We start from the raw sequence: 22,917 nt of genomic DNA, 5'->3' as shown, positions 1-22,917 counted from the left end.
TCACGCCACTTAGCCACACGCCAACCCTGCCCATAGAGGGGGCTTTTAAGACGTTCTTGGGCGGGTAAAAATATGATGATACTCACCCTGCGGGCTCACTGCGTTCGCGATAAGTTGCTGCTGGCCATTTATGGTTCGTATCCTCCCTGATACTCACCCTGCGGGCTCACTGCATTCGCGATAAGCTGTTGCTGGCCATTTATGGTTCGTATCCTCCCTGATACTCACCCTGCGGGCTCACTGCGTTCGCGATAAGTTGCTGCTGGCAATTTATGGTTCGCATCCTCCCTGATACTCACCCTGCGGGCTCACTGCGTTCGCGATAAATGGCTCCCGGCCATTTATTCAATGTTTTGTACTTGCTCGCGCATTTGCTCGATCAGCACTTTCAAATCTACCGCAGCTTGGGTAATGGCGGCGGTGAGGGATTTGGAGGATAGGGTATTCGCCTCACGGTTCAGCTCTTGCATCATAAAGTCGAGGCGGCGGCCAATGGGCTCGTTGCTGGCAAGAATGCGGCGCACTTCAGCAATATGCGTGTCGAGGCGGTCGAGCTCTTCGGCCACGTCGGCTTTTTGCGCCAGCAATACCATTTCTTGCTCCAGCCGCTCTGGCTGTAATTGATGTTGCAGCTCATCTAGGCGTGCTTGCAGCTGCTGTTTTTGTGCTTGCAGGGCTTGGGGCATTTGCTCGCGCACCTGCTCGACCAAGGGCTGCATTTTGCTTAGACGTTGCTCAATCATCTGCGTCAGAGCTTCGCCTTCGCGCGCGCGGGTGGCCAGTAGTTGGTCCAACGCTTCATCAAAGGCGCTAAGCGCGGCGGCTTGCAGGGCTTTGCTGTCATGCTGTTGCTGGTCGAGCACGCCCGGCCATTGCATCAGCTCTAACACATTCATGGCATTGCCTGGGCCAATAATGGCGTGGATTTGGTCAGCGGCTCGGTTTAGTTGCTCGACCAAAGCAGTGTTAACGCTCAGGCCAGCTTCACCAGCGAGGGGCTGGAAGCGCAATGCACATTCGATTTTGCCGCGATTCAGTCGTTGTTTCAGACGCTCTCGCAATTTCGGTTCCAACTCACGAAAAGCATCCGGCAGACGAAAGTGTGGCTCTAGGTAGCGACTGTTGACGCTGCGAATTTCCCAGGTGAAGCGGCCACCTTGCTGCTCACTGCTGGCGCGGGCAAAGGCGGTCATGCTGAAAACGATGGGTTGGCTCACCTGTGCGTCCTCCATTGATAAAAGCATGATTGTACGAGTAAGCGATGACGGTCGAAAGCGGCAAAGCCAAGCCCTATAATGGCGGCTCTCATTCAATCGAAGGAAGTTTTTATGCGTCCCAGTGGCCGTCAGCCCGATCAACTGCGCGATGTGCGCATCACCCGCAACTTTACCAAGCACGCCGAAGGCTCGGTGTTGGTGGAGTTTGGTGATACCAAGGTGATATGTACCGCCAGCGTTGAAAATCGGGTGCCGCCGTTTATGCGCGGTGAAGGCCGCGGCTGGGTAACGGCAGAATACGGCATGCTGCCACGCTCGACGGGCTCGCGCATGATTCGTGAAGCGGCCAAAGGCAAGCAGCAAGGCCGCACGGTGGAAATTTCACGCTTGATTGGCCGCAGCCTGCGTGCCGCGGTGGATTTAGAAAAACTCGGTGAAAACACCATTACCTTGGATTGCGACGTGATTCAGGCCGATGGCGGCACCCGCACCGCCGCCATTACCGGCGCTTACGTGGCGCTGGCCGATGCCATTAACGGCTTGCTGGCTGCCGGTACCATCAAAACTAACCCGATCAAGAGCCCGATCGCCGCCATTTCGGTGGGCATTTATCAGGGCGAGCCAGTGTTGGATTTAGATTACGCCGAAGATTCTCAAGCCGATACCGACCTTAACGTCATCATGACCGCCGCCGGTGGCTTTGTAGAAATTCAAGGCACCGCCGAGCAAGAAGCCTTTAGCGCCGACGAGTTAAACGCCATGCTGGCGCTGGCACAAAAGGCCATTGGTGAGCTGGCAGCAGCACAGCAAGCGGCACTGAATAATTAATGATAATTGTTTGCCCGATTAGCGCTCGGCTCTGATTGGTCATCTCCATCAAACGAGTCGGGGGCTTTGCTCGCACAAGGCACCCATGAACAGTTCGGTGCCCGCTCTGGATCGCCAGAGGGCACCGAACTATTTAGGGTTGCCTAAAAACCCAACACCTCACTCTCTAGCACCTGCGCCAGTTTTTCCTGGCGAATGAGTTCGGCGGCTTTTTCGATATCGGGTGCGAAATAGCGATCTTTATCGTAAAACGGCACCTTGCTGCGCAAAATGCTCTTGGCTTGCTCCAGCGGCTTACTGGTTTTTAGCGGTGAGCGAAAGTCGATGCCTTGGGAAGCGGCCAGCCATTCTACGGCCAAAATTCCCACCACATTTTCGAAGATATCTTTTAATCGTCGCCCAGCAAAGGTTGCCATAGACACATGGTCTTCCTGGTTGGCCGATGTCGGTAAAGAGTCAATAGAGGCTGGGTGTGCCAGGGTTTTATTTTCGCTGGCTAAGGCTGCACTGGTCACCTGGGCAATCATAAAGCCCGAGTTCACACCGCCGTTGTCGACCAGAAAGGGCGGTAAGCCACTGAGATTGGAATCAATCAACAGTGCCATGCGCCGCTCCGATAACGAACCGATTTCGGCCAAGGCAATGGCCAGCATATCAGCCGCCATGGCAACGGGTTCAGCATGGAAATTACCACCGGATAAAATATCGCCTTGGTCGGTAAATACCAGCGGGTTATCCGACACGCCATTGGCTTCGGTGACCAGCACTTGTGATGCAAACCGAATTTGCTGCAAACACGCTCCCATCACCTGTGGCTGGCAACGCAGTGAATAAGGGTCTTGCACTTTATCGCAGCCGCTGTGGCTGGCGCCAATTTCCGATTCTTGCAATAAATGCCGATAGGCACTGGCCATATCGCTTTGGGTTTGATGACCACGAATGGTATGAATACGTGCATCAAAGGGCACGCGTGAGCCCATCGCAGCATCGACTGCCAAAGCCCCCACTACCGTGGCGGCTTTTAAGGCATTTTCACAATGAAATAACCCCTGCAAAGCAAAGGCGGTACTGGCTTGGGTGCCGTTTAATAACGCTAGGCCTTCTTTCGGAGCCAGCTGAATGGGCTCCATGCCGGCAATTTCCAGTGCTTGGCGAGCACTAATGCGTTCACCTTGGTAAATGGCTTCGCCTTCACCCAGTAATACCGCACTCATATGGGCCAGTGGCGCCAAGTCGCCGCTGGCACCGACCGATCCTTTTTGTGGAATGGCCGGGTACACTTCACGATTCACCAGCTGCATTAAGGCTTCAATAACATTTAATCGAATGCCAGAAAACCCGCGTGCCAGTGAGTTAATTTTCAGCACCATTAATAAGCGCACTGTGCTTTCTTGCATAAATTCACCCATGCCAGCGGCATGGGATAAAACAATACTGCGCTGTAGGGTTTCTAGTTCTTCGGGTTTAATCTTGGTGTTGGCCAGCAAGCCAAAGCCGGTATTAATGCCATACACAGTGCGCTGCTCGGCGATAACGTCGGCAACGGTGCGCGCCGATTTTTCAATACCGGCATAGCAGTTTGGGTCCAGTACAACATGAACCGGACGGCGATTAACTTCACGTAATTGCTCCAGTGTGAGCTCGCCTGGGGTAATGGTTAATTCATACATGCAAATTACTCCGGCTGCTGGCCTGTTGTAGTTGGGTTTAACATCGGCAAATCCAGCCCTTGCTGTTGCGCGCAGTCAATGGCGATGTCGTAACCGGCATCGGCATGGCGCATCACGCCGGTGGCTGGGTCATTCCATAGGACTCGGCCAATGCGTTTGGCGGCATCGTCGCTGCCGTCACAGACAATGACCACCCCTGAGTGCTGGCTAAAGCCCATGCCAACCCCACCACCGTGGTGCAAGCTAACCCAAGTGGCGCCACCGGCGGTATTGAGGAGGGCATTTAATAACGGCCAATCGGAAACGGCGTCGGAACCATCTTGCATGCCTTCGGTTTCACGGTTAGGTGAAGCCACCGAGCCGCTATCGAGGTGATCCCGGCCAATCACGACTGGCGCTTTTAATTCACCGCTTTTTACCATGTCATTGAAAGCCAGTGCCAAGCGCGCGCGATCTTTTAAACCGACCCAGCAAATACGAGCCGGCAGCCCCTGGAACTGAATGCGTTCACGGGCCATATCCAGCCAGTTGTGCAAATGAGGGTCGTCTGGAATCAGTTCTTTGACTTTGGCATCGGTTTTATAAATATCTTCTGGGTCGCCGCTTAAGGCAGCCCAGCGGAAGGGGCCAATACCCTGGCAAAATAAGGGACGAATATAGGCCGGTACAAACCCGGGGAAATCAAAGGCATTTGTTACGCCTTCTTCCAATGCCATTTGGCGAATGTTGTTGCCGTAATCCAAGGTGGCAGCGCCGGCTTGTTGTAAATCCAACATCGCCTGTACTTGCACCGCCATGGATTTTTTCGCCGCTTTTACCACCAAAGCTTCGTCTTCTTTTCGTGTTGCGGCGGCTTGTTCCAGTGTCCAGCCTTGGGGCAAATAACCATTGAGTGGATCGTGGGCACTGGTTTGGTCGGTGACTACATCTGGCGTAATACCGCGTTTTACCAGCTCAGGGAAAATATCGGCAGCATTGCCTAATAAGCCCACGGAAATAGCCTGGCCGTCGGCTTTGGCCTGCTCCAGCATGGCGAGTGCGTCATCCAGGTTGGTGGCTTTTTTATCTAGGTAACGAGTTTTTAAACGAAAATCGATACGGCTTTCATCGACTTCGACGGCCAGCATGGAAAAGCCCGCCATGGTCGCAGCCAAAGGCTGAGCACCACCCATACCGCCTAAGCCACCGGTTAAAATCCATTTGCCTTTGGCATCGCCGTTAAAGTGCTTTTTCGCCACGCTGACAAAGGTTTCGTAGGTGCCTTGCACAATGCCTTGGGAGCCGATGTAAATCCATGAGCCGGCGGTCATTTGGCCGTACATCATCAGGCCTTTTTTATCCAACTCGTTAAAGTGCTCCCAGTTGGCCCAGTGAGGTACTAGGTTGGAGTTGGCAATTAATACCCGTGGAGCATTTTCGTGGGTTTCAAATACACCTACGGGTTTGCCGCTTTGCACCAATAAGGTTTGGTTATCTTCCAGCCGGGTCAGCACTTCAACGATTTTGTCGTAACACTGCCAATCACGCGCCGCTCGGCCAATACCGCCGTACACCACCAGATTTTGTGGGTGCTCGGCAACGTCTGGGTCGAGGTTGTTCATTAACATGCGCAAAGGGGCTTCGGTCAGCCAGGACTTGGCGGTTAACTGGCTGCCTGTAGGCGCTTTAATCACGCGGCTGGCATCGTGGCGTGGGTCGTTGGTCATGGTGCTGCTCCTGATTTTTATACGTGGCTGCTGACATGAATATGGCCACCCAGGCGATAGCGATCACCTGGATGAATTAAGCTGGCAAAGCTCACAATGCCGGCCTTAGAAAATGTTCGACGGGTAATGTTTAAACAGGGCTGGCTCTCGGCAATGGCCAGCTGCTGGGCTATGTCTGGCGTTGGTAACAGTGCCTCAACGATATGATCGGCTTCGGTGAGTGGCGCTACCTGGGATAAATATTCGTTGGGGGTAATGCTGCTGAAGTCTTGCTGCACATACTCAGGTGCTAGCTGCGGATTAACGTAGCGCTCTTCGTATTGAATGGCGCGGCCATTTTCAAAAAACACCAATACTGAATGAAATACCCTGGCAGGATGTTGCAAGCCAAGCCAATAGGCCTGCTGTTCGTTGGCTTCAACCTGCTCTAAGGTCACCACTTCAATTTGGCATTGATGGCCGCGCTCACGAATCTCATCGGCGATATTGCGAATCTGCAGCATCGAGCTCATGGGGCGGCTGTCGGCGACAAAAGTGCCCAAGCCTTGGCTGCGCAATAGAAACCCGGCTTCCGACAGCTCGTCCAAGGCTCGCCTGGCAGTCATACGGCTCACGCCAAACTGCTCGGCCAGTTGGTTTTCGGAAGCGACCTTACAACCGGGCTGTAATTCGCCTTGCTCTATTTGCTGTAACAAGTGCGATTTGATTTGCGCGTATCTGGGCTGGGCCATAGTTATCCCCTAACGATTACCTTCATGCTACTTGTCTACTCTTGTATATACAAGTAGGCTGGAAGGGTCTAATAGAGCTGGCCGTAATGCTATGAAAATCGATTATTTGATTGATAACGTTAATCTGGTGACCTTCGCACAAGGCGACGGGCCGAGTGACAAGCAGGGCATCGCGCAAGATGATTACGGCAGCTGTACCCAAGCAGTGGTGGCCATTGCCGACGATAAAATCGTGTTTGCCGGTCAGCTGCCAGGCAGCACCGAAGACTGGCTCACTAGCCAGGGCTATGACGTCAAACAGCGGCTCGATGCCGGCGGCCAATGGCTGACGCCAGGTCTGGTCGATTGCCATACCCACCTGGTGTTTGGCGGCAATCGAGCGCAGGAATTTGAGTGGCGTTTACGCGGTGAAAGCTATGAAGACATAGCTCGCAAAGGCGGTGGCATTGTTTCCAGTGTCAGCCATACCCGAGAGCTGAGCGAAGAGGCGCTGCTAAAACAGTCCGAGCCGCGTTTACTGCGTTTGTTAGAAGAAGGCGTCACCACGGTAGAAATTAAATCCGGTTATGGCTTGGATACTGAAACCGAATTAAAAATGCTGCGGGTGGCGCGTGAATTGGGCCGACGCCATGCCGTGACGGTAAAAACCACCTTTTTAGGTGCCCATGCCGTGCCACCTGAGTTTAAACAGCGCAGCCATGGCCAGCAGTGTTATATCGATTATGTCTGCCAGGATATGCTGCCAGAAGTCGCGCGCCAGGAGCTGGCCGATGCCGTGGATGTGTTTTGCGAAGGCATTGGTTTTACCCCGCAACAATGTGAGCAGGTATTTCAAACGGCGGCCAAATTGGGCTTGCCGATCAAAGGCCATGTTGAACAGCTCAGCGATTTAAAAGGCGCTGTGCTGGCCGCCCAGTACCATGCGTTATCGGTCGATCATATCGAATATCTGGCCGAGGCCGATGTGGAAAAGTTGCAAGGTACAGTCGCGGTATTATTACCGGCAGCGTTTTATTGCCTGAATGAAAAGCAACGACCGCCCATTGCTGCTCTAAGGCAGCATAATATTCCCATGGCCGTGGCCACCGATTTAAACCCAGGCACAGCGCCACTGGCGTCGTTATTAACGGCGATGAATCAGGCCTGCATTTTATTTGGATTAACCCCCGCCGAGGCGTTAAAAGGCGCGACATTGCATGGTGCTAAAGCGCTGGGGTTAAAGGATGTCGGTGGCATTCAAGCGGGCATGGCGGCCGATTTGGCGTTATGGGATATTCAGCACCCGGCGGAGCTGGCCTACGGCGTTAATTTTTATCGCCCAACTCAGGTATGGCATCAGGGGCGGTTACGCGCGAATGCGCAGGAGGCAATATGAGTCAGGAATTTGATCAGTGCTGGCAGGGGCGCATCGACTCCGAAGACGGCGATCAGGGTTTGCGCTGTCATCAAGTGGTACGCCCCTTCGATGCCAGCAGTCAGCCAGGTGTGACCCTCGTTGGTTTGGCCTCGGATTTAGGCGTGCAATATAACCAGGGCCGACCTGGGGCAAAACAAGGCCCAATGGCGATTCGCAAAGCCATGGCCAGCATGGCCTGGCACAGCGATAAACCGCTGCACGATGCCGGCGATATTGTGGTGGCGGCAGAATCAAACCTGGATGCCCTGGCTCAGGGCCAGCAGCAATACGCGCAGCAAGTGGCTCAAATACTGACTCAGCAGCAGTTTGTTATTGGCTTAGGCGGAGGTCACGAAATTGGCTGGGCCAGTTACCAGGGCTGTCGGCAATATCTGGATGACCAACACCACACGTCGGCCAAGGTCGGTATTTTAAACTTTGACGCCCATTTTGATTTGCGTAAACCGGCACCCGGTGCCCACTGGGCCGGCAGCTCTGGCACGCCGTTTTATCAGGTCAGCCAAGATTGTGCTCAGCGTGGCCTGGCATTTAAGTACGCCTGTTTAGGCATCAGCGAAGCGGCCAACACTCAAGCGCTGTTTAACTTTGCGCAGCAAAAAAATGTCTCTTATGTGTTAGATGTGAATTGCAGCCCGGAAGCAAACCAGGCATTAATCAATGATTTTCTAGCCGATATAGACTACCTCTACGTTACCATTTGCCTGGATGTATTACCGGCCGCCACAGCCCCAGGGGTGAGCGCACCATCGGCACTGGGTCTGCCCTTGATACAGATGCTGGCGGCATTAAAAGATATTCAACAGCAATGTCAGCAACATAACGTACGTTGGCTGATGGCCGATATCGCCGAGCTAAATCCAGATTTTGATATTGACCAACGCACCGCAAAGGTCGCGGCGCGGTTGGTGTATGAGTTAATAAAAATACAGAATAATCGCGGCATTCCCGAATAAAGCCATAAATCGTCTTCCATTATGAGTTCGTGTGACTTCGTTCATTGAATCTCTGTATTTATGATGCGATAGTCACAGCCTTGATACTTTTCATAAGCACAGAATGACTTGCCCATACCCAGCTAATGCAGCACGGCATACGAGCAAAGATCACTGTATGGTCATTTCTAATTTATTTAAGCCAATTATATATAGGGAAAATCTAAATAATTCTGCACAGCTCTGTGTCACTGATTTTTGCTGTAGCTGACTAGAGCGGCAAACCGACTTCGTGATCTGGAGCCCTCTGGCTGGCGACCCAAAGCAAGCACCGAATTATTCAGAAGTGCCCTAGAGTCTTATAGCGATCCCAACCGGGTACTGCATTATTTAGAGTTTCCATAAGGAGAATGTGATGGTTTTTTTGATGTTTGGTCTTGGCGGTTTGTTATTTTTTCTGCTCGGTCTGTATGTCGTTATTAGAGACAAGCAGTACCTAGAAGACTCCTCTGTCGTCACTGGTGAGATTGTTGCTATTAGCGAGGAGATCATGAGAAGTCGTGATGGTAATCACACCCTCTACATTCCGCTGGTAAAGTTCTTCGCTAAGGATCAATGGTGGTGCGTCAAAGGCGATAATTTAGGTTCAGCGGATGGAAAAAAGGTGGGCGATTGCGTCAATGTTCGCTTAAAGCACGACAACCCTAAAGAAGCGCGCCTAGAGCATGATATTAACGGCATGCAGCTATCTATTCCTGGTGCTCCTAGCTTCAACTTGATCTATTTATTGATGGGTATAGGAGTGTTTTTTATGGGGTTTTCAGCGCTGATGTTCAAACCCTCAGAGTTTGATGTCGGCTATATGGAGCTTGGTGGTATTTTTGCTGTTATTCTCGTCGTTTATCGTTTGCGCAAAGCCGTCAAAAGTGGCCCGGAGTTCCCGGAAAGCCAACCCTGGGACCCAGAGCAAAATCGCCCAGTCCAATAAAAATATAAACAACTGCGTGAGCAGAAATTCTGCTGCTCACGCCTGCTCAAGTATTGCACGTGATTTTAAACTCCTATAAATAAATCTATAAAATAAATTTATTCGGTACTAAAAACCAAGAGCTCTGAAATTTCGATTGCTTCAAACATCTTTATAAATAATAAATATTTATTAAAAAATTTTCTACACTGAAGAAAACTTCCCACAAAAAACCAAAAACAATAAACCACCCGGGCAATAAAAAGCCCCAGAACTGGGGCTAAAAAAGAAAATCGCTCAATCTGATCATTTTATGAGCAAAAAAGCGGGCAAAAACATGCCAGTACAAAAAACAATCAGTTTAAATATTGATCAATAATCGTCTGAATACGGCCATCTGCCTTCATCGCCGATAAAGACTGGTTAAACGCATCGACAAAGGCTTGCGAAGACGATTTGCGGCTGATCAAAAAATAAATGTCATCGGAGTAAATCGTGGCGTGCTGCTCCACTTTGTCACTCAAGCCCAGCTCTTTCAGGCTCGCAGCAGCGGAGAAGGGGTCTGCCAAAAAACCATCGAGACGCTTTGCCGCCAGTTTTTTGTAGTTGGTCACGTCGTCACCGGCACTTTGCAGGTTGTCTTTAAAGCTAGGGTCACTTTCTAGCGCAGCGTACTCTTCGCCATAGTAGTAGCCACGCGCGATACCCAGATCAAAATCGGCCGCAGCGATGTCCTTTAACCCTTGAATATTTGAGTAATTAGCCGATTGACCGGCCCCGACAAACAGCACCACCGACTCGGTGCGATAAGGCTCGGAGAAAAAGCCATATTGCTCGCGCTCTGCATTGCGCGAAGCGCTGGCTGTCATATCGACCTTGCCTTGCTCAATTTCCAGCAGCAGCCGCTTCCACGGGCGCTGCACAAACTCCACGTTGCAGCCCATATCCGCCAATACGGCTTTGGCGATGTCCAAGTCGAGCCCGGTATATTCACCGTTTTCTTGCACGGAATAGGGTGCCCAAGGCTCCCAACCGATGCGTACCTGATCTTTGGGGCAGGCCGCCAACACGGGCTGGGCCGCCGCAGCCAAAAGCGCAGATAAGGCGATGGATGTAAGTTTCAACATAGACAGCTCCTCACGCTGGATACAAGGTCATACTAAAAGCGTAGAAGCCAGATGCCTGGCCGTGGCTGTTTGTCGTGAAAGTCATGTTAGACGCGATGGGCTGTGGATAACTATCGCCTATCGGTAACAACCTCTGGCGTTAAGGTTGAATTAAGCCAGCCACCTTATGCTTGGCTCACGCCATGGGGGAGAGAGCAACACTGCCCCAGCCGTAAAACTTTCCTTGTGCTAAGACCAAGCAAAAACAGAACACAAATAACGGAGTCATATTATGAAAACACTGTTAACTCTCAGCGCTCTGATCGCCCTAAGCAGCCCAAGCTGGGCGGACGATTACAGCCCGCAACAAGTGCAGGAGTTAGTCAGCGCGGGCATTATTCAATCGCTGGATCAACTACTCAGCGTCAATCCCATGCCGGGAAAATTATTAGATACTGAACTGGAGTCAGAAGACGGACGCTGGGTCTACGAGCTGACCTGGTTAGACGAGCAAGGGCTGCGCCATGAGACCTACATCGATGCCAAAGATGGCCGCTGGCTGGAAGATGAAATCGAAGACTAAGGCATACCCATGAAGCTACTGCTGGTAGAAGATGATGCACAACTGCGCAGCGCCTTGGTACCACTGCTGCGCCAAGCCGGCTACGCCGTAGAAACCGCTGCCGATGGCGTCGACGGTGAGTTTTTGGGGCTTGAACTAGAGCCCGATGTAGTGGTGCTGGATCTGGGTTTGCCAAGGCGCAATGGCCTGCAGGTGTTGCAACATTGGCGTCAGCAGGGCGCCCGTTTTCCGGTGCTGATCTTAACCGCTCGCGATGCCTGGCATGAGCGGGTCGACGGCCTGCGTGCTGGCGCCGACGACTACCTCGGCAAACCGTTTCACAGTGCCGAGTTGCTGGCGCGGTTAGAGGCCATTAGCCGTCGCTCTCAGGGCCGCAGTGACGAGCATTTAAGTTGGGCTGGCGTACAACTCGACTGCCAGCAGCAACTGGCGCAAGGGCCGGATGGCAAAGCCGTCGCGCTCACTGGCATCGAGTTTCGCTTGCTGCGCTATCTGATGCTACACCCGCAGCAAGTGCACTCAAAAACCCGCCTCAGCGAGCATGTGTATGAGGAAGATCAGCAGCGCGACAGCAACGTCATTGAGGTCTACATCAACCGCTTGCGTCAGCGCTTTGGTCGTGACTTTATCGTGACTCGTCGCGGCCAGGGCTATCAACTGCGCGCCGAGGAGCCGGCATGAGTTCTTTGCAACACCGGCTACGGCGCCAATGGTTGATGTCATTGCTGGCCATTACCCTGCCTTTGCTGCTGCTGGTCGATTTAGGCGTGCGCCAACTGACTCAGCACTATGTATTGAATCGCCTTGATCACGATGCCGAGGGCCTCATTGCCGCCATTGAAGTCGACGCCGATGGCCGTTGGCAGATCAACGAGCAACGCTTGGGCGGGCTGTTTCAACGGGTCTACTCTGGCCATTATTACGCCATTCTAAGCGCCGACGGCCAAATGCAGGTCAGCCGCTCCCTGTGGGACCACCAGCCGCCAGCCTTTGACTTGATTCAGGGTGAACAGCGCAGCTGGCAGCAAAACGGCGCCCTAGGCGATCAGGTGTGGCTCAATCTAGCGCGCCAGTTAAAAATAGATGGCCAGGCTTTCACCCTGTGGGTAGCTGAAGACATCAGCGGCCTGCAAGCCACACTCAACCGCTACCGCCTGCTGGCACTGCTGCTACTGGCCGCTGCCGTCATACTGCTGTTGCTGTGGCAACGACGACAACTGCAGCAGGTGTTTGCCCAGCTACGGCCCTTGCAGCAGCATTTGCAGCAATTGCAGCAAGGTGAAAGACAAGATCTCAGCGATGTACGCACAAGTTACCCACAGGAGATTCAACCCCTGGCAGCGGAGCTGGACCACTTATTACAACGCTTGCAGCAACGCATTCAGCGCTCGCGCAATGCATTGGGCAACCTGGCCCACACCATGAAGCATCCGCTGCAGCAGCTGCAGCTGTTGGCCGAGCAGCTCAGCCCTGAGCAGCAAGCAGAGCAAGTTCAGGCGCTGCGGCAACTGCAGCAGCTAACCGAGCGCGAGCTACAGCGTGCACGCATTGTCGGCATGCCATCGCCCGGACGCCAAACCCAGTTAGACGACGAACTGCCGGCGCTGCAGCATATTTTGCAACAGCTTTATCCACAGGCTGAGCTGCAGTTCGCTTATGCCCCTGGTTTGGTCATGCCGCATGACCGCGACGATATGCTCGAGCTGCTGGGCAACTTATTGGACAATGCTTGTAAATACGGCGCCCGCAAAGACGGCACGGGGCTGGTACAGCTGTCGGTGGGGCTGTCCGACCAGAAAGGGGCAGAGTGGCAACTGGACGTGCGTGACCAAGGCAATGGCATTGCCGCGCAGCAACGTGATTATTTGCTGCAACGCGGCACGCGGTTAGATGAGCACGGCGAGCAAGCCGGCAGCGGTTTGGGCCTGGCCATGGTGGCAGACATCGTGGCGAGCTACGGCGGCCGCCTGCAGTTGCTCGATAACGAGCCCCACGGCCTGCACGTTAGCGTGACGCTGCCCGCCTTAAGCGATCGTGAATAGCCAGCCACTCTGGCTCATACGGTGGCGTTAATAGCCACAACTCATCAAAGCCGCGCTGATCCATTTCATACAGAGCACCATACAGTTCACGGCCATAGCCCACGGCATCCGCTGGCAATAACCGGGTGCTGGTGGCTGCGAATGCCTGCAACCATTTTGCATCGTGCGCCAACAGGCCAATGCCGTTTTCTGCGTGTGCATCGGCAGCGACCAAGCGCAATGGCGTGCGCGGCTGATAGTGAGCCTTCACATTACCTGGCACCACCGCCGTGTGCTGTTGGGGCATGTCCACCGGCTGACCCACCACCTGCTCGATTTGCTCCTGAGTAATGGGGCCTGCGCGCAAGATGCGCAGCGTCGGGCCGCAAACATCCACAATGGTCGATTCCAGCCCCCACTCACACGGACCGCCATCCACCACCGCTTCAATGCGACCGTCCAGACCCGCCAATACTTGCTCGGCTGACGTTGGGCTCAGGGATTTATACGGGTTGGCTGAAGGCGCCGCCACACCGCCACCAAAGGCGTGCAATAGCTGCGACAACAGCGGATGGCTGGGTACCCGCAAGCCCACCGTGGGCAAACCGCCAGTGACTTCCGCTGGCACATGCGCGGCTTTGGGCAGCAATAAAGTAAGTGGACCGGGCCAAAACGCCTGGGCCAGCTGTTGCGCCGCCAGCGGTACGTCGCTGGCCCAATCACTGAGCTGCTCGGCGCTGGCGATATGCACAATCAAAGGGTGATTCGCCGGGCGCTGCTTGGCCGCAAAAATGCCGTTCACCGCAGTGGCATTGCTGGCATCCGCCGCTAAGCCATACACAGTCTCGGTGGGCACCGCCACACGCCCGCCGGCGCGCCAAATGGCCAGCGCTTGGGCGATGTCTTGCTCGCTGGTGGATAAACGCAGGGTCGTCAGTGAAGAGGGGGAATCAGCCATTTAAGGGTTACACAACGCACAATAAAAAGGGTCTGCAGCGCCCTCGATCGGTTGCTGCCATTCATGCTCACAGCGGCTACAGTGCCACACTTGCTGTTGCACCTGCTGAGTCGGCGCGGAGCATACCGCACAGGCCAAGCCAGGTGTGCGCTTCGCCACGGCAAAGCCCGGATAGTCACAAGCCGGACACAGGCTTTGCAGCTGCTGCGCCAGCGCGCTGGCGGCCTGAGCGATGCGCTGGCGCCGCTCTGGGCTGTGCAAAGCGCGAAAATCCGGCTCCAGCACCAACGGCCACGCGCCATTCTCGGCCAGCAGAGCGCTAATCGCGGCGGCATCATACAGGCCTTTGTGGATAACGTCAGGCTGACGCCATATCCAGCCCTGATTCGGATGCGCTTGCAGACGTTGCTCTAACTCTTGCAGGCTGGCTGCCCGCAGCACACTCACCGCCACTGGGCCTTGGGCCTTGGCCACCAGCTGGCAATCGTGGCGACGGTCATACAGCACCAGCAGTTCGGTGTTCCAGGTAATGCCCGCAGGCCCTGGGCCAAAACTGCCCTCACTGCCTAAACCCCAGTCGCTGTCGGTGAGCTCACACGCCAGCCGGGCCTTATGCGCCGCGCATTGCAGCGGGCTCAGTGTGCGCTCCACCTCGCCGGCAAAGGTGCCCAGTTGGTCGGTATCAAACTGGTCATATTCTCTCACTTCAATGCCCAACGGCGCTAACTCTGGAGCGATGCAGGCCTGTTTTTGATGCTGGCTAAGCAGGGTAATGCGCTGTGGCCATGCGCCTTTAGAAACAGCGCCCTTAGAAACAGCCCCGTTAGAAATAGCCTTCACGCTTTTTCTTCTCCATCGAGCCGACCTGGTCGGTATCCAATAAGCGACCCTGACGCTCGCTGGTGCGGCTGGCGAGCATTTCGGCGATGACTTTTTCCACCGTATCGGCTTCGCTTTCCACCGCGCCGGTTTGTGGATAACACCCCAAAGTGCGGAAGCGAATCATGCGCTCTTGCACACTGGCGCGCTCGCTAGCGCTCAGATAGGGCAGCATGCGTTTGTCGTCTAACCCCAGAATCTGGCCGCTGGCGTCGTCGATCCAGCTCAACCGTGGCCTGGCCAAATACAGCTGCACGATGTCGATGTTTTCGCGCAGGATGTAGAGCCAAATGTCCAGCTCAGTCCAGTTAGAAAGCGGAAACACCCGCACCGACTCGCCGCGGCGAATTTGACCGTTGTAAATCGACCACAGCTCGGGCCGCTGTTGCTTTGGATCCCATTGGTGGGTGGCGGTGCGCACCGAGAACACCCGCTCTTTGGCGCGGGATTTTTCTTCATCCCGGCGTGCCCCCCCCAATGCGGCGTCAAAGCGGTAATAATCCACGGCTTGCTTAAGCGCCACGGTTTTCATCTGGTCGTTGTATTTCACCGAGCCAGATTCAATTGGATGCACCCCGGCTGCTAGGGCTTCTTGGTTAGTGTGCACTCGCACATCGAGCTGGTGCTGCTGCGCCAGACGATCGCGAAACTGCGCCATTTCGGCAAATTCCCAAGTGGTATCTATGTGCAGCAAAGGAAAAGGCACCCGCCCTGGGTAAAAGGCTTTGCGCGCCAGGTGCAGCATCACGGTGGAATCTTTGCCGATCGAATAAAACATGCAGGGGTTATCGAAACCGGCCGCCACTTCACGAATGATGTGAATGGCTTCGGCTTCGAGCTGCTGTAAATGCGTCATGGACATTAAGCCGCTCCCAGTTGTGGTTGATCCAACGCCAGCCACTGACCCTGGTAAAAGCGCTCGATGCTGCCGTTGTCGCCCAAGCGGAACAGATACAGCCAATCGTTATCCACCAGCTGGCGCACATTATCGTGGCGCTGCACTATGTCCGCCATGGCTTCACGCGGGGCATCGATATAAACGCTGATGCGCAGCGGCTGGTGCATCCATTGCTTGCCGTCATGCAGGGATTGCAGCGACAACCCAATGCGCAAATCACCACCATTGCCTTCAAACACGCCCAAATGGCCGCCCACCACGTTGTGCAGCACCTTATTGCCGCTGCCGTATTTGAGGTTGTCGCTGACCGAGGCGTTGTACTGCATATTGATCCAATGGGTTACCACCATGGGCGCCGTCATAATCAGCTCTAACACGCCAAAGCCGTCGTCTTGCTGCCAGTGGTAGTCGTGCAGAAAAGCTCGGCCAGCCAAATTTAGGGCGCGGGTGCGTGCTCTGGGCGCAACGATAAAGGCGGCATTATTGGCCAGACCCCATTCTGGGCGTACCTCTGACCAATCGCGGGCCCGCTGGCGAATGCGCTCATCTAGCTCGCTGGCATCCGGCTGCAAGCCAAGGGCCTGAGCCCGTTCTTGCTGGGCCTGCTGGCGGGCGCCTTTGAGCCAGTGCGCTAAGTTGTCATCGGCACTGGCTTCGAACAGGGTGATGTCGTCGGTGGTGGTATTGTGCAAAGCGCCGATAAACACCACATCGTCGCCGATATCATGGCCGCGCTGGCGCAGTTCTGCGCGCAGGGTTTGATCGTTCAGCAAGCGCGCCAATACCCGCACGTTAATTTCACCGGTCTGACCGCCGCAGGCACCGCAATCCAAGCCCGCTGCATGAGGGTTGTTGCGGCTGTGACTGCCATGGCCAACCAACAAAACCGTCGGCGCAAAGCGCACTAGCCCCATGGCGCCGAGAATGCCGTGGGCCAAGTCAGCCTTCTCCTGCAGCGTCAGTGGGCGCTCACCTTGGGTTAATAGCCAAGGCCCGTCACCCGCTTCCAACGCATTTAACGGGTGGTAGTCACCGGCAGCGGGCCAGAAGCTGTTTTTTAACAACTTAAACAGCGACCACCAGCCCGCGCTTTCTACCATGCTGAACGACGAGCTGGCGCTGCCGCCCCACTGCTGAAAGCGCAAGCTACCCACTTGCGATTGCTGGCGACGCTCACCCAATGCTTGGCCGTCGGGGCCCGCTTCGGTCACGCGAATGGCGGCGCGCAGCAGGCCAGGCAGTTGTGGTCGCACGCTGTGACCGCCGGCGGGGGCGTATTCCAGCGGCAAGCCAAAGAAGCCAGCAAAGCCTAGGGTTTCAATGCCGTCGTTTTGTGCTTCCAGGGCGCGACGCATGACTTCGGAGCGCACATCGATGCAAAACGCCGCTTGCACGGCTGGCCGCTCCGAGCGTGCTTGTGCCTGCCAGGATTGCGGCTGCTGCAGCTGTTGTTGCAAGGACTGTTGAAACGCCAATTCCGCCGCCCGCTGCCACACCCACAGTGGTGCCTGAGCTTGCTGATGTTGTTGCAGCAGTGCCGGCAATAACGTCAGCTGCTGACGCCATTGGTGCTGCCACTGGCGGGCCTGCTGCGGTTGCTGCTGGGCATGATAACGCCACAGCACCAGCTCCCAAGCCAAGCGAATGGCCAGCAGCTGGGGCAAATCGTCTTGTTCACTGCCATCCAGCCGTGTTTGCCAGCGCTCGTAGGCCAGCCAGGAGGCCCAGCCGTTAATGTCGAGCAGCAGGGCATGGGCGTAATCTGTGGCCACCTCTTCGGTGACTTCCAGCTCGGTCAAGGCTTCAACGAGCAGTTGCTCATGATCCTGAGGCAGGGCTTTAAAGGCATCCATCAGGCCGGCACTGCCCATTAAGATGGCGATGCCGCGATCTTTTAAGGTGACGTCGAGCCAATCGCGATAGAGGCTGTCGGTGGCGGGCACGGCGCCATCGTCTTGGTAGCGGGCGGCGCAAAACTGGCTGATTTGATGGGTAATTTCATCGCGCCAGGCGACCTCATGCTGGCGGTCGCGACTGCCATCGAGCCAATCGCTGATGTTGTGCCAGTGGCCCAATTGCGGCGGTTGCTGCAAGGCAGTGACCAAGCTGTCTTGGTCGCCATCATAGTTGAGCTCTAAGGCGGCCTGGCTCAGTTGCTGGGCGCTGATGGCACTGCGCTGCCACAAGGCGGCGTAATGCTCCGTTGGCATCAGTACTTGAGCGCTGGCCAAGGCTTCCAGCCGTGCGGCCACCTCGGCCAGCGGCTGATCGCGCATTTCCCACCAAGGGTTTACAGCAATCATTTGATCCAATGGCCAAGTCGGAGCGATGCGTTGTCCGGCCAGGGTCACGGCCTGTAACAGGGCAGAAGCTTGGCTGTATGCGGCGACTTGAGTCATATAACGCTCCTTATTCCGGGTTGCTCAGGGAGTGGGCCAGAGATTGCTGTTTGCCCGCGGTGCGCTTGGCGTTGGCGCGCTTAGGAATGCGCGCCGGCCATAACCGCAAGGTGGTGCGGGTAAACCATTCATCGAGGTAAAAACCGGCGTACAAATACAGGTTAAAGCGCTGCGCAGCGGCACTGCGGCTTCTGGTCAGCCAGCTGCGCAGGCCAAACAGGGCGATCACCAAGCCAGCGACCCAGACATCGTTCCACACCGATAGCGCAATTTGATAATCCACCAGCAGCGTGGCGCTGGTCAGTTTCAGCAGGCTGTAAGCGGCTAACAGCGCCACCGCCAGCACGCCCCAGCGCGCCAAGCTGACCTGATCGCGACGGGCCAACAATACGGTCAATGCCAGCGCCAGCAGCAGCCAAGGGCTGTAGGGCCCTTGTGGCGCGACCAGCCAGGTCGCCAGCGCCACCAGCGGCAAGCTGATGGCAGCGGCCAGGCTCCAGTTAGCGCAATGCGCACCGCGTTGGGGCAGCCATTGCTGCAGCAGATATTGCTGCACCGCCGAACCGGCATTGAGGAAGGCATACGCTTTGTAGAGCGAGTGTGCCACCAAGTGCAGCAACGCCAGCTCAAACAGACCTAGGGCACACTCCACCAACATCAGCCCCATTTGCGCACTGGTCGACCAAGCTAAGCGCACTTTAACGCTGATGCGGGTGGCCATAATCAAGGCCGCCAGTACCGTGCTGATACCGGCCACCACCAACAGTAGCCACTGGGCTGGCTGCGACAGCAGCAATAACGGCGCAAAACTGATGAGCAAAAAACCACCCAGGTTAATGACGCCCGCGTGCAGCAAGGCTGAAATCGGCGTAGGTGCTTCCACCACTTGCATCAGCCAGCCATGCACCGGCAGCTGCGCACACTTGATCAGTGCCGTGGTGGCGATTAACAGCATGGCGGCTTGCTCCATGCCATTTAAGGCCGGGGCAGAGCCGTAGGCGGCGACAATGTCCGACAAATACGCACTGCCATGCACCTGATACAGCAGTGCAAAGGCGAGCAATAAACAGGTTTCGGCCAGCCGCGCCAGCAGGAATTTTTTGTGTGCCCCCAGCGCCGCGCGCGGCCGCTCAGGGTAAAACATCAGCAGGTTATGCAGGGCCAAGCTGATCAACACCCAACCCAGCCACAATAAGGCCAAATGGTTGCTGATAATCACCAAGGTGACCGCCGCTAGGGTGAGCTGCAGCCACTGGGCATAGCGCCAAGCATTGACCTCGCCGTCCATATAGCGTTGCGAGAAGCGCATGATCACCAAAGCCAAAAAGCTGATCAGCGCCAGCATGACTAGGGTTAATGGTTGCAGTTGCAGCAAGGCAAATGGCTGTAGTTGACCGGCGGCGTAGGCCACGGCCAATGCGCTGGTCAGTACCAGTGCTGCTAGTGGCATTGCCAGGGGTAAATGACAACGGTCACGTTGTCCGCGGCTTTGCACTGCGCCAATCACGAACAGTGCCGGGATCGCCAGCAACAGCAGCGTGGTGAGAGTGTGTGTGAGCGCCCAGTTCATGGTGCCTCCTGCCTCGTTGTGATCGTTTTTTGAACCGTGTCAGTATCGGTAGCGCATTAGCATCAGTAAAATAGATATAAATGCACACAACGTTCTATTATTTAGAACATTGGCTATTTATGGCGGCTAACCTCGCGGTTGCGACAGTGCCAGTCGGTAGGAAAAACAGTGTTAAGGCAACTTTATGAGTCGATTGAACTATCACCATTTGTATTACTTCTGGCAGGTGGCCCGCAGTGGCAACTTGACCCGCACCGCCCAGCAGCTGCATGTGTCGCAGTCGGCGCTGTCGTCGCAGATTCGCCAACTTGAGCAAAGCATGGAGGTACAGCTGTTTGAGCGCAGTGGCCGCCAACTATTGCTGACATCCGCCGGTAAGCGAGTGCTTACTTATGCTGAGGATATTTTTCGCAAAGGCGAAGAGTTGGAATCTCTTATGCGCCATGGCGTCGAGCCGGAATATCAGCAGCTACGTATTGGCATGCTGTCGACCATGTCGCGTAACTTTATCGAGAACTTTATTTCGCCCCTGCTGCACGATCGCAAGGTGCGCTTTAGCTTGCACGCGCGCGGCATGAGTAATTTGCTCGACGGCCTGGCCCGCCATCAGTTTGATTTGGTGCTGACCAATGCGCAGGTGCCAGTCAGCGGCGATCAAACTTGGCAAAGCCAGCGCTTGGCACACCAACCGCTGGCCATTGTCGGCCCACCGGACGGCAAACCAGAGGGGGCTTTTCCACAGGGCTATGCGCAGCAACGCTGGATTTTACCCACAGCGCAGACCGAGCTGCGCGCTGCCTTTGATGGCTTTTGCAGCCGCCATCAGTTTCAGCCCAATGTACTGGCCGAAGCCGACGATATGGCCATGCTGCGCCTGCTAGCGCGTGACAGCGGCGCTTTGGCGTTGCTGCCCGAGGTCGTGGTGCGTGACGAAATCGCCAGCGGCCTGCTGGTGCCGTATATGACCTTGCCGGATGTGCACGAAAACTTTTACGCCATTACCGTGCCCAGGCAATTTGCACCGCCGGTGTTAACCGAGCTGTTAACCGCGATTAGCAGCCGCGCGTAACCGCTAGGGGAATAGAGCAGGTTCTGTAGATCTGCATAGCGGCGGTGCTGAGCCAGCCGTATGACCAACTGTGCAAAGAGCAGATCTTCGGCGTAGGGTAGGGCACTTCTGAATAATTCGGTGCTAGTTCTGGATCGCCAGAGGGCTCTAGAACCTATATTGAGCCGAAAAACTTGCCGTTACGGCTCATATAATCAACAATCATGAGCCGTAAATATGGAATTTGCGGCTCAAAGCCCTATAAACAAGGCACTGTACAGCCAACCGGACAGCCCATGAGCTACATCTGGCAACACCAACACTGGCCCAACTTCCGCTACGACAGCGCTAAGCTGTCTGCCCTTGCCTACCAATACGCCAAAGAAGCTGCTCTGCTTTCCGGCAGTCTGTCGCAAACCAATCCGGATGACTGCATAGCCGCTCAGCTGGACCTGATGGTGGACGAGGCGATAAACACCAGCCTGATTGAAGGTGAGAACCTGAATCCGGCCAGTGTACGCTCATCACTACAGAACTATCTGAATCTAACCCCGACTCCCATCAACGTCGCTGACGCTAAAGCAGAGGGAATGGCGGCACTGCTTGTGGATGTGCGTAAGCACTTCAATCAGCCACTTAGCAAGGAGATGTTATTCAACTGGCACCGCATGGTGCTGGCCGGATTCGAAGACAATATTCTGCACAGTGACCTGACCGTTGGGCAGTGGCGCAACAGCCCTGAGCCCATGCAAATCGTTTCTGGGCCGGTTGGCTATGAACGTGTGCACTATCAAGCACCCGCCGCCCAAGACCTTGATGCTTTAATGGCGGACTTTCTGAGCTGGTTCAATCGCCAAGATAACCAACAAATACCTGGGGTGATCCGCGCCGGTATCGCTCACCTGTGGTTTGAAATCATCCACCCATTTGATGACGGCAATGGTCGGATCGGCCGCGCCATCATCGAATATGCGTTGGCACAAGATTTAGGTATGCCTGTTGTGTTTAGCCTGTCGACGCATATCGAAGAAAACAAAAAAGAATACTATCGCCAACTGAATATGGCGAGTTGTTGTGATGCCTCAGAGTTAGCTAACCCCGAGATGCTGGATATCACTTGCTGGCTTAGCTGGTTTATTGAAACCCTGATCGAAGCTCAACAAAGCGCGGCAGAAAAGATAGCAACAATATTTGCAAAGACCGAGTTCTGGCAGCGACACAGAAATACGGAATTATCAGAGCGCCAGAAAACAGTTTTGAATAAAATATTTAAGGCAGGAAAAGAAGGATTTCCCAATGGTGTTAGTGCACAAAAATACGCGGCTTTGGGTAAATGCTCCAAAGCAACCGCCACCCGTGACTTAGGCGATTTACTCGTTAAAGACTGTATAAAGTCCGAAGGCGTTGGCCGGGGGGTGAGGTACTTTTTAAACACCAAGAGCTAGTATCCTGAGTCAGAAGTTCGAATGCTTTAAGCACAGACAAGATAGTCCTTCGAAAAATTATGACTGTTTACTGCTGCACCCAGTCACTGGCGGCCTTGAACACCGTCTATCAATGAGTCAAAAAGTGATTTAGCTACCGAGAGAGAGTTTCAAACAAAGCTAACCCATGCTTGCTGAGCAAACAGGCTTTTGATGGAGAGATTTTATTGACTTCTGTTAAGTCAGCAGCTGCTGGCAAGCACCAATGCCAGCCGTTCGGTGCTGCTTGTTATCTTGGGAGAAGCAGCTCAGTTTGGCTTTTAGCTGCTGAGCACTTCCCACTAGGCCTTTAAACTGGCTTTCAAACTGCTGCGTCATCACCAGCCAGTGTTGTGGATCAATGCCCAGCCTGAGCAACGCGGGTGGTAAGCTTTGATCGATATGACCGCGTTTATCATCGCGTATTTGTCTGCCGGTCCAGTCCACCAAGTCGATGTAGTCGGTTAACTGCATTGGGATGCCTTCCGGCATTTTTTCACGAGGGTTACCAGCGAAGTTAAATA

At 54.8% G+C, this 22,917-nt stretch carries 19 protein-coding genes and 1 pseudogene; 9 read left to right on the top strand and 11 right to left on the bottom strand.

Features of this window, described 5'->3' with window-relative positions; genetic code table 11:
- Window positions 1-341: 341 nt before the first annotated feature.
- Window positions 342-1,217: a YicC/YloC family endoribonuclease gene (locus IE090_RS12020; protein ID WP_308428505.1), complete on the bottom strand. Its 876-nt coding sequence runs from the start codon at window positions 1,215-1,217 to the stop codon at window positions 342-344.
- A 111-nt stretch (window positions 1,218-1,328) separates the two neighbouring features.
- On the opposite strand from IE090_RS12020, the gene rph reads away from it, so the two are divergent.
- Window positions 1,329-2,045: a ribonuclease PH gene (rph, locus tag IE090_RS12015; RefSeq protein WP_189388635.1), complete on the top strand. Its 717-nt coding sequence runs from the start codon at window positions 1,329-1,331 to the stop codon at window positions 2,043-2,045.
- 143 nt (window positions 2,046-2,188) lie between these two features.
- On the opposite strand, the gene hutH is transcribed toward rph, so the two are convergent.
- From hutH to hutC, 3 genes are read right to left on the bottom strand one after another with little or no spacing between them, the layout of a single operon-like run.
- Window positions 2,189-3,715, bottom strand: coding sequence for a histidine ammonia-lyase (hutH, locus tag IE090_RS12010; RefSeq protein ID WP_189388634.1), 1,527 nt, complete (start codon window positions 3,713-3,715; stop codon window positions 2,189-2,191).
- A gap of 5 nt (window positions 3,716-3,720) precedes the next feature.
- On the bottom strand, window positions 3,721-5,421 hold the full coding sequence (gene hutU, locus IE090_RS12005; protein WP_189388633.1) for a urocanate hydratase: 1,701 nt from the start codon (window positions 5,419-5,421) through the stop codon (window positions 3,721-3,723).
- Between the two features lie 17 nt (window positions 5,422-5,438).
- Window positions 5,439-6,152 carry a histidine utilization transcriptional repressor HutC gene (gene hutC / locus IE090_RS12000; protein ID WP_189388632.1) on the bottom strand — a complete coding sequence of 238 codons (714 nt, stop codon included), beginning with the start codon at window positions 6,150-6,152 and terminating at the stop codon, window positions 5,439-5,441.
- 91 nt (window positions 6,153-6,243) lie between these two features.
- Between hutC and hutI the strand changes: the two genes are divergently transcribed.
- From hutI to IE090_RS11985, 3 genes are all read left to right on the top strand, one after another.
- Window positions 6,244-7,527: an imidazolonepropionase gene (gene hutI, locus IE090_RS11995; protein WP_189388631.1), complete on the top strand. Its 1,284-nt coding sequence runs from the start codon at window positions 6,244-6,246 to the stop codon at window positions 7,525-7,527.
- On the top strand, window positions 7,524-8,522 hold the full coding sequence (gene hutG / locus IE090_RS11990; RefSeq protein WP_189388630.1) for a formimidoylglutamase: 999 nt from the start codon (window positions 7,524-7,526) through the stop codon (window positions 8,520-8,522). Before hutI ends, hutG begins: the two co-directional genes overlap by 4 nt.
- Before the next feature lie 394 nt (window positions 8,523-8,916).
- Complete coding sequence (locus tag IE090_RS11985) at window positions 8,917-9,489, top strand: DUF3592 domain-containing protein (protein ID WP_189388629.1); 573 nt, start codon at window positions 8,917-8,919, stop codon at window positions 9,487-9,489.
- A gap of 335 nt (window positions 9,490-9,824) precedes the next feature.
- Here IE090_RS11985 and IE090_RS11980 read toward each other — a convergent pair whose 3' ends face one another.
- Complete coding sequence (locus tag IE090_RS11980; RefSeq protein ID WP_189388628.1) at window positions 9,825-10,595, bottom strand: substrate-binding periplasmic protein; 771 nt, start codon at window positions 10,593-10,595, stop codon at window positions 9,825-9,827.
- A 271-nt stretch (window positions 10,596-10,866) separates the two neighbouring features.
- Between IE090_RS11980 and IE090_RS11975 the strand changes: the two genes are divergently transcribed.
- From IE090_RS11975 to IE090_RS11965, 3 genes are read left to right on the top strand one after another with little or no spacing between them, the layout of a single operon-like run.
- Window positions 10,867-11,157: a PepSY domain-containing protein gene (locus IE090_RS11975; RefSeq protein ID WP_189388627.1), complete on the top strand. Its 291-nt coding sequence runs from the start codon at window positions 10,867-10,869 to the stop codon at window positions 11,155-11,157.
- 9 nt (window positions 11,158-11,166) lie between these two features.
- Window positions 11,167-11,838, top strand: coding sequence for a response regulator transcription factor (locus IE090_RS11970; protein WP_189388626.1), 672 nt, complete (start codon window positions 11,167-11,169; stop codon window positions 11,836-11,838).
- On the top strand, window positions 11,835-13,199 hold the full coding sequence (locus IE090_RS11965) for a sensor histidine kinase (protein ID WP_189388625.1): 1,365 nt from the start codon (window positions 11,835-11,837) through the stop codon (window positions 13,197-13,199). The genes IE090_RS11970 and IE090_RS11965 overlap by 4 nt, the downstream gene beginning before the upstream one ends.
- On the opposite strand, the gene IE090_RS11960 is transcribed toward IE090_RS11965, so the two are convergent.
- From IE090_RS11960 to IE090_RS11940, 5 genes are read right to left on the bottom strand one after another with little or no spacing between them, the layout of a single operon-like run.
- Window positions 13,162-14,136 (bottom strand): L-threonylcarbamoyladenylate synthase, encoded by a 975-nt coding sequence (locus IE090_RS11960; RefSeq protein ID WP_189388624.1) that lies wholly within the window; start codon window positions 14,134-14,136, stop codon window positions 13,162-13,164. The genes IE090_RS11965 and IE090_RS11960 overlap by 38 nt on opposite strands.
- Window positions 14,137-14,976 carry a DUF6671 family protein gene (locus IE090_RS11955; protein WP_189388623.1) on the bottom strand — a complete coding sequence of 280 codons (840 nt, stop codon included), beginning with the start codon at window positions 14,974-14,976 and terminating at the stop codon, window positions 14,137-14,139. It abuts the gene before it with no gap.
- Window positions 14,960-15,877, bottom strand: coding sequence for a sulfate adenylyltransferase subunit CysD (gene cysD, locus IE090_RS11950; protein WP_229815750.1), 918 nt, complete (start codon window positions 15,875-15,877; stop codon window positions 14,960-14,962). The genes IE090_RS11955 and cysD overlap by 17 nt, the downstream gene beginning before the upstream one ends.
- Window positions 15,877-18,312 carry a YbcC family protein gene (locus tag IE090_RS11945; protein ID WP_189388622.1) on the bottom strand — a complete coding sequence of 812 codons (2,436 nt, stop codon included), beginning with the start codon at window positions 18,310-18,312 and terminating at the stop codon, window positions 15,877-15,879. The genes cysD and IE090_RS11945 overlap by 1 nt, the downstream gene beginning before the upstream one ends.
- A 10-nt stretch (window positions 18,313-18,322) precedes the next feature.
- Window positions 18,323-19,882 (bottom strand): NADH-quinone oxidoreductase subunit L, encoded by a 1,560-nt coding sequence (locus IE090_RS11940; RefSeq protein ID WP_189388621.1) that lies wholly within the window; start codon window positions 19,880-19,882, stop codon window positions 18,323-18,325.
- Window positions 19,883-20,066: 184 nt separating this feature from the next.
- Here IE090_RS11940 and IE090_RS11935 point away from each other — a divergent pair, with 184 nt between their 5' ends.
- Both IE090_RS11935 and IE090_RS11930 read left to right on the top strand, forming a co-directional pair.
- On the top strand, window positions 20,067-20,951 hold the full coding sequence (locus IE090_RS11935; RefSeq protein ID WP_189388620.1) for a LysR family transcriptional regulator: 885 nt from the start codon (window positions 20,067-20,069) through the stop codon (window positions 20,949-20,951).
- Between the two features lie 275 nt (window positions 20,952-21,226).
- A complete protein-coding gene (locus tag IE090_RS11930) occupies window positions 21,227-22,375 on the top strand; it encodes a Fic family protein (protein ID WP_189388619.1) in 1,149 nt (382 codons plus the stop codon).
- Between the two features lie 216 nt (window positions 22,376-22,591).
- Here the strand turns inward: IE090_RS11930 and IE090_RS11925 are convergent.
- A pseudogene (locus IE090_RS11925) lies at window positions 22,592-22,917 on the bottom strand (alpha-amylase family glycosyl hydrolase); the annotation flags it as partial.

Source organism: Bacterioplanes sanyensis (genome assembly GCF_014652515.1).
GTDB lineage: Bacteria > Pseudomonadota > Gammaproteobacteria > Pseudomonadales > Oceanobacteraceae > Bacterioplanes > Bacterioplanes sanyensis.
The sequence above is the reverse complement of the archived record's forward strand: the minus strand, read 5'-3'. Positions and strand labels throughout refer to the sequence as shown.

What these genes read in the sequence shown, in the direction of transcription:
- rph (WP_189388635.1), top strand. Translation starts at nt 1,329, where the DNA reads ATGCGTCCCAGTGGCCGTCAGCCCGATCAACTGCGCGATGTGCGCATC.
- hutH (WP_189388634.1), bottom strand. Translation starts at nt 3,715, where the DNA reads ATGTATGAATTAACCATTACCCCAGGCGAGCTCACACTGGAGCAATTA.
- hutU (WP_189388633.1), bottom strand. Translation starts at nt 5,421, where the DNA reads ATGACCAACGACCCACGCCACGATGCCAGCCGCGTGATTAAAGCGCCT.
- hutC (WP_189388632.1), bottom strand. Translation starts at nt 6,152, where the DNA reads ATGGCCCAGCCCAGATACGCGCAAATCAAATCGCACTTGTTACAGCAA.
- hutI (WP_189388631.1), top strand. Translation starts at nt 6,244, where the DNA reads ATGAAAATCGATTATTTGATTGATAACGTTAATCTGGTGACCTTCGCA.
- hutG (WP_189388630.1), top strand. Translation starts at nt 7,524, where the DNA reads ATGAGTCAGGAATTTGATCAGTGCTGGCAGGGGCGCATCGACTCCGAA.
- IE090_RS11985 (WP_189388629.1), top strand. Translation starts at nt 8,917, where the DNA reads ATGGTTTTTTTGATGTTTGGTCTTGGCGGTTTGTTATTTTTTCTGCTC.
- IE090_RS11980 (WP_189388628.1), bottom strand. Translation starts at nt 10,595, where the DNA reads ATGTTGAAACTTACATCCATCGCCTTATCTGCGCTTTTGGCTGCGGCG.
- IE090_RS11975 (WP_189388627.1), top strand. Translation starts at nt 10,867, where the DNA reads ATGAAAACACTGTTAACTCTCAGCGCTCTGATCGCCCTAAGCAGCCCA.
- IE090_RS11970 (WP_189388626.1), top strand. Translation starts at nt 11,167, where the DNA reads ATGAAGCTACTGCTGGTAGAAGATGATGCACAACTGCGCAGCGCCTTG.
- IE090_RS11965 (WP_189388625.1), top strand. Translation starts at nt 11,835, where the DNA reads ATGAGTTCTTTGCAACACCGGCTACGGCGCCAATGGTTGATGTCATTG.
- IE090_RS11960 (WP_189388624.1), bottom strand. Translation starts at nt 14,136, where the DNA reads ATGGCTGATTCCCCCTCTTCACTGACGACCCTGCGTTTATCCACCAGC.
- cysD (WP_229815750.1), bottom strand. Translation starts at nt 15,877, where the DNA reads ATGTCCATGACGCATTTACAGCAGCTCGAAGCCGAAGCCATTCACATC.
- IE090_RS11945 (WP_189388622.1), bottom strand. Translation starts at nt 18,312, where the DNA reads ATGACTCAAGTCGCCGCATACAGCCAAGCTTCTGCCCTGTTACAGGCC.
- IE090_RS11940 (WP_189388621.1), bottom strand. Translation starts at nt 19,882, where the DNA reads ATGAACTGGGCGCTCACACACACTCTCACCACGCTGCTGTTGCTGGCG.
- IE090_RS11935 (WP_189388620.1), top strand. Translation starts at nt 20,067, where the DNA reads ATGAGTCGATTGAACTATCACCATTTGTATTACTTCTGGCAGGTGGCC.
- IE090_RS11930 (WP_189388619.1), top strand. Translation starts at nt 21,227, where the DNA reads ATGAGCTACATCTGGCAACACCAACACTGGCCCAACTTCCGCTACGAC.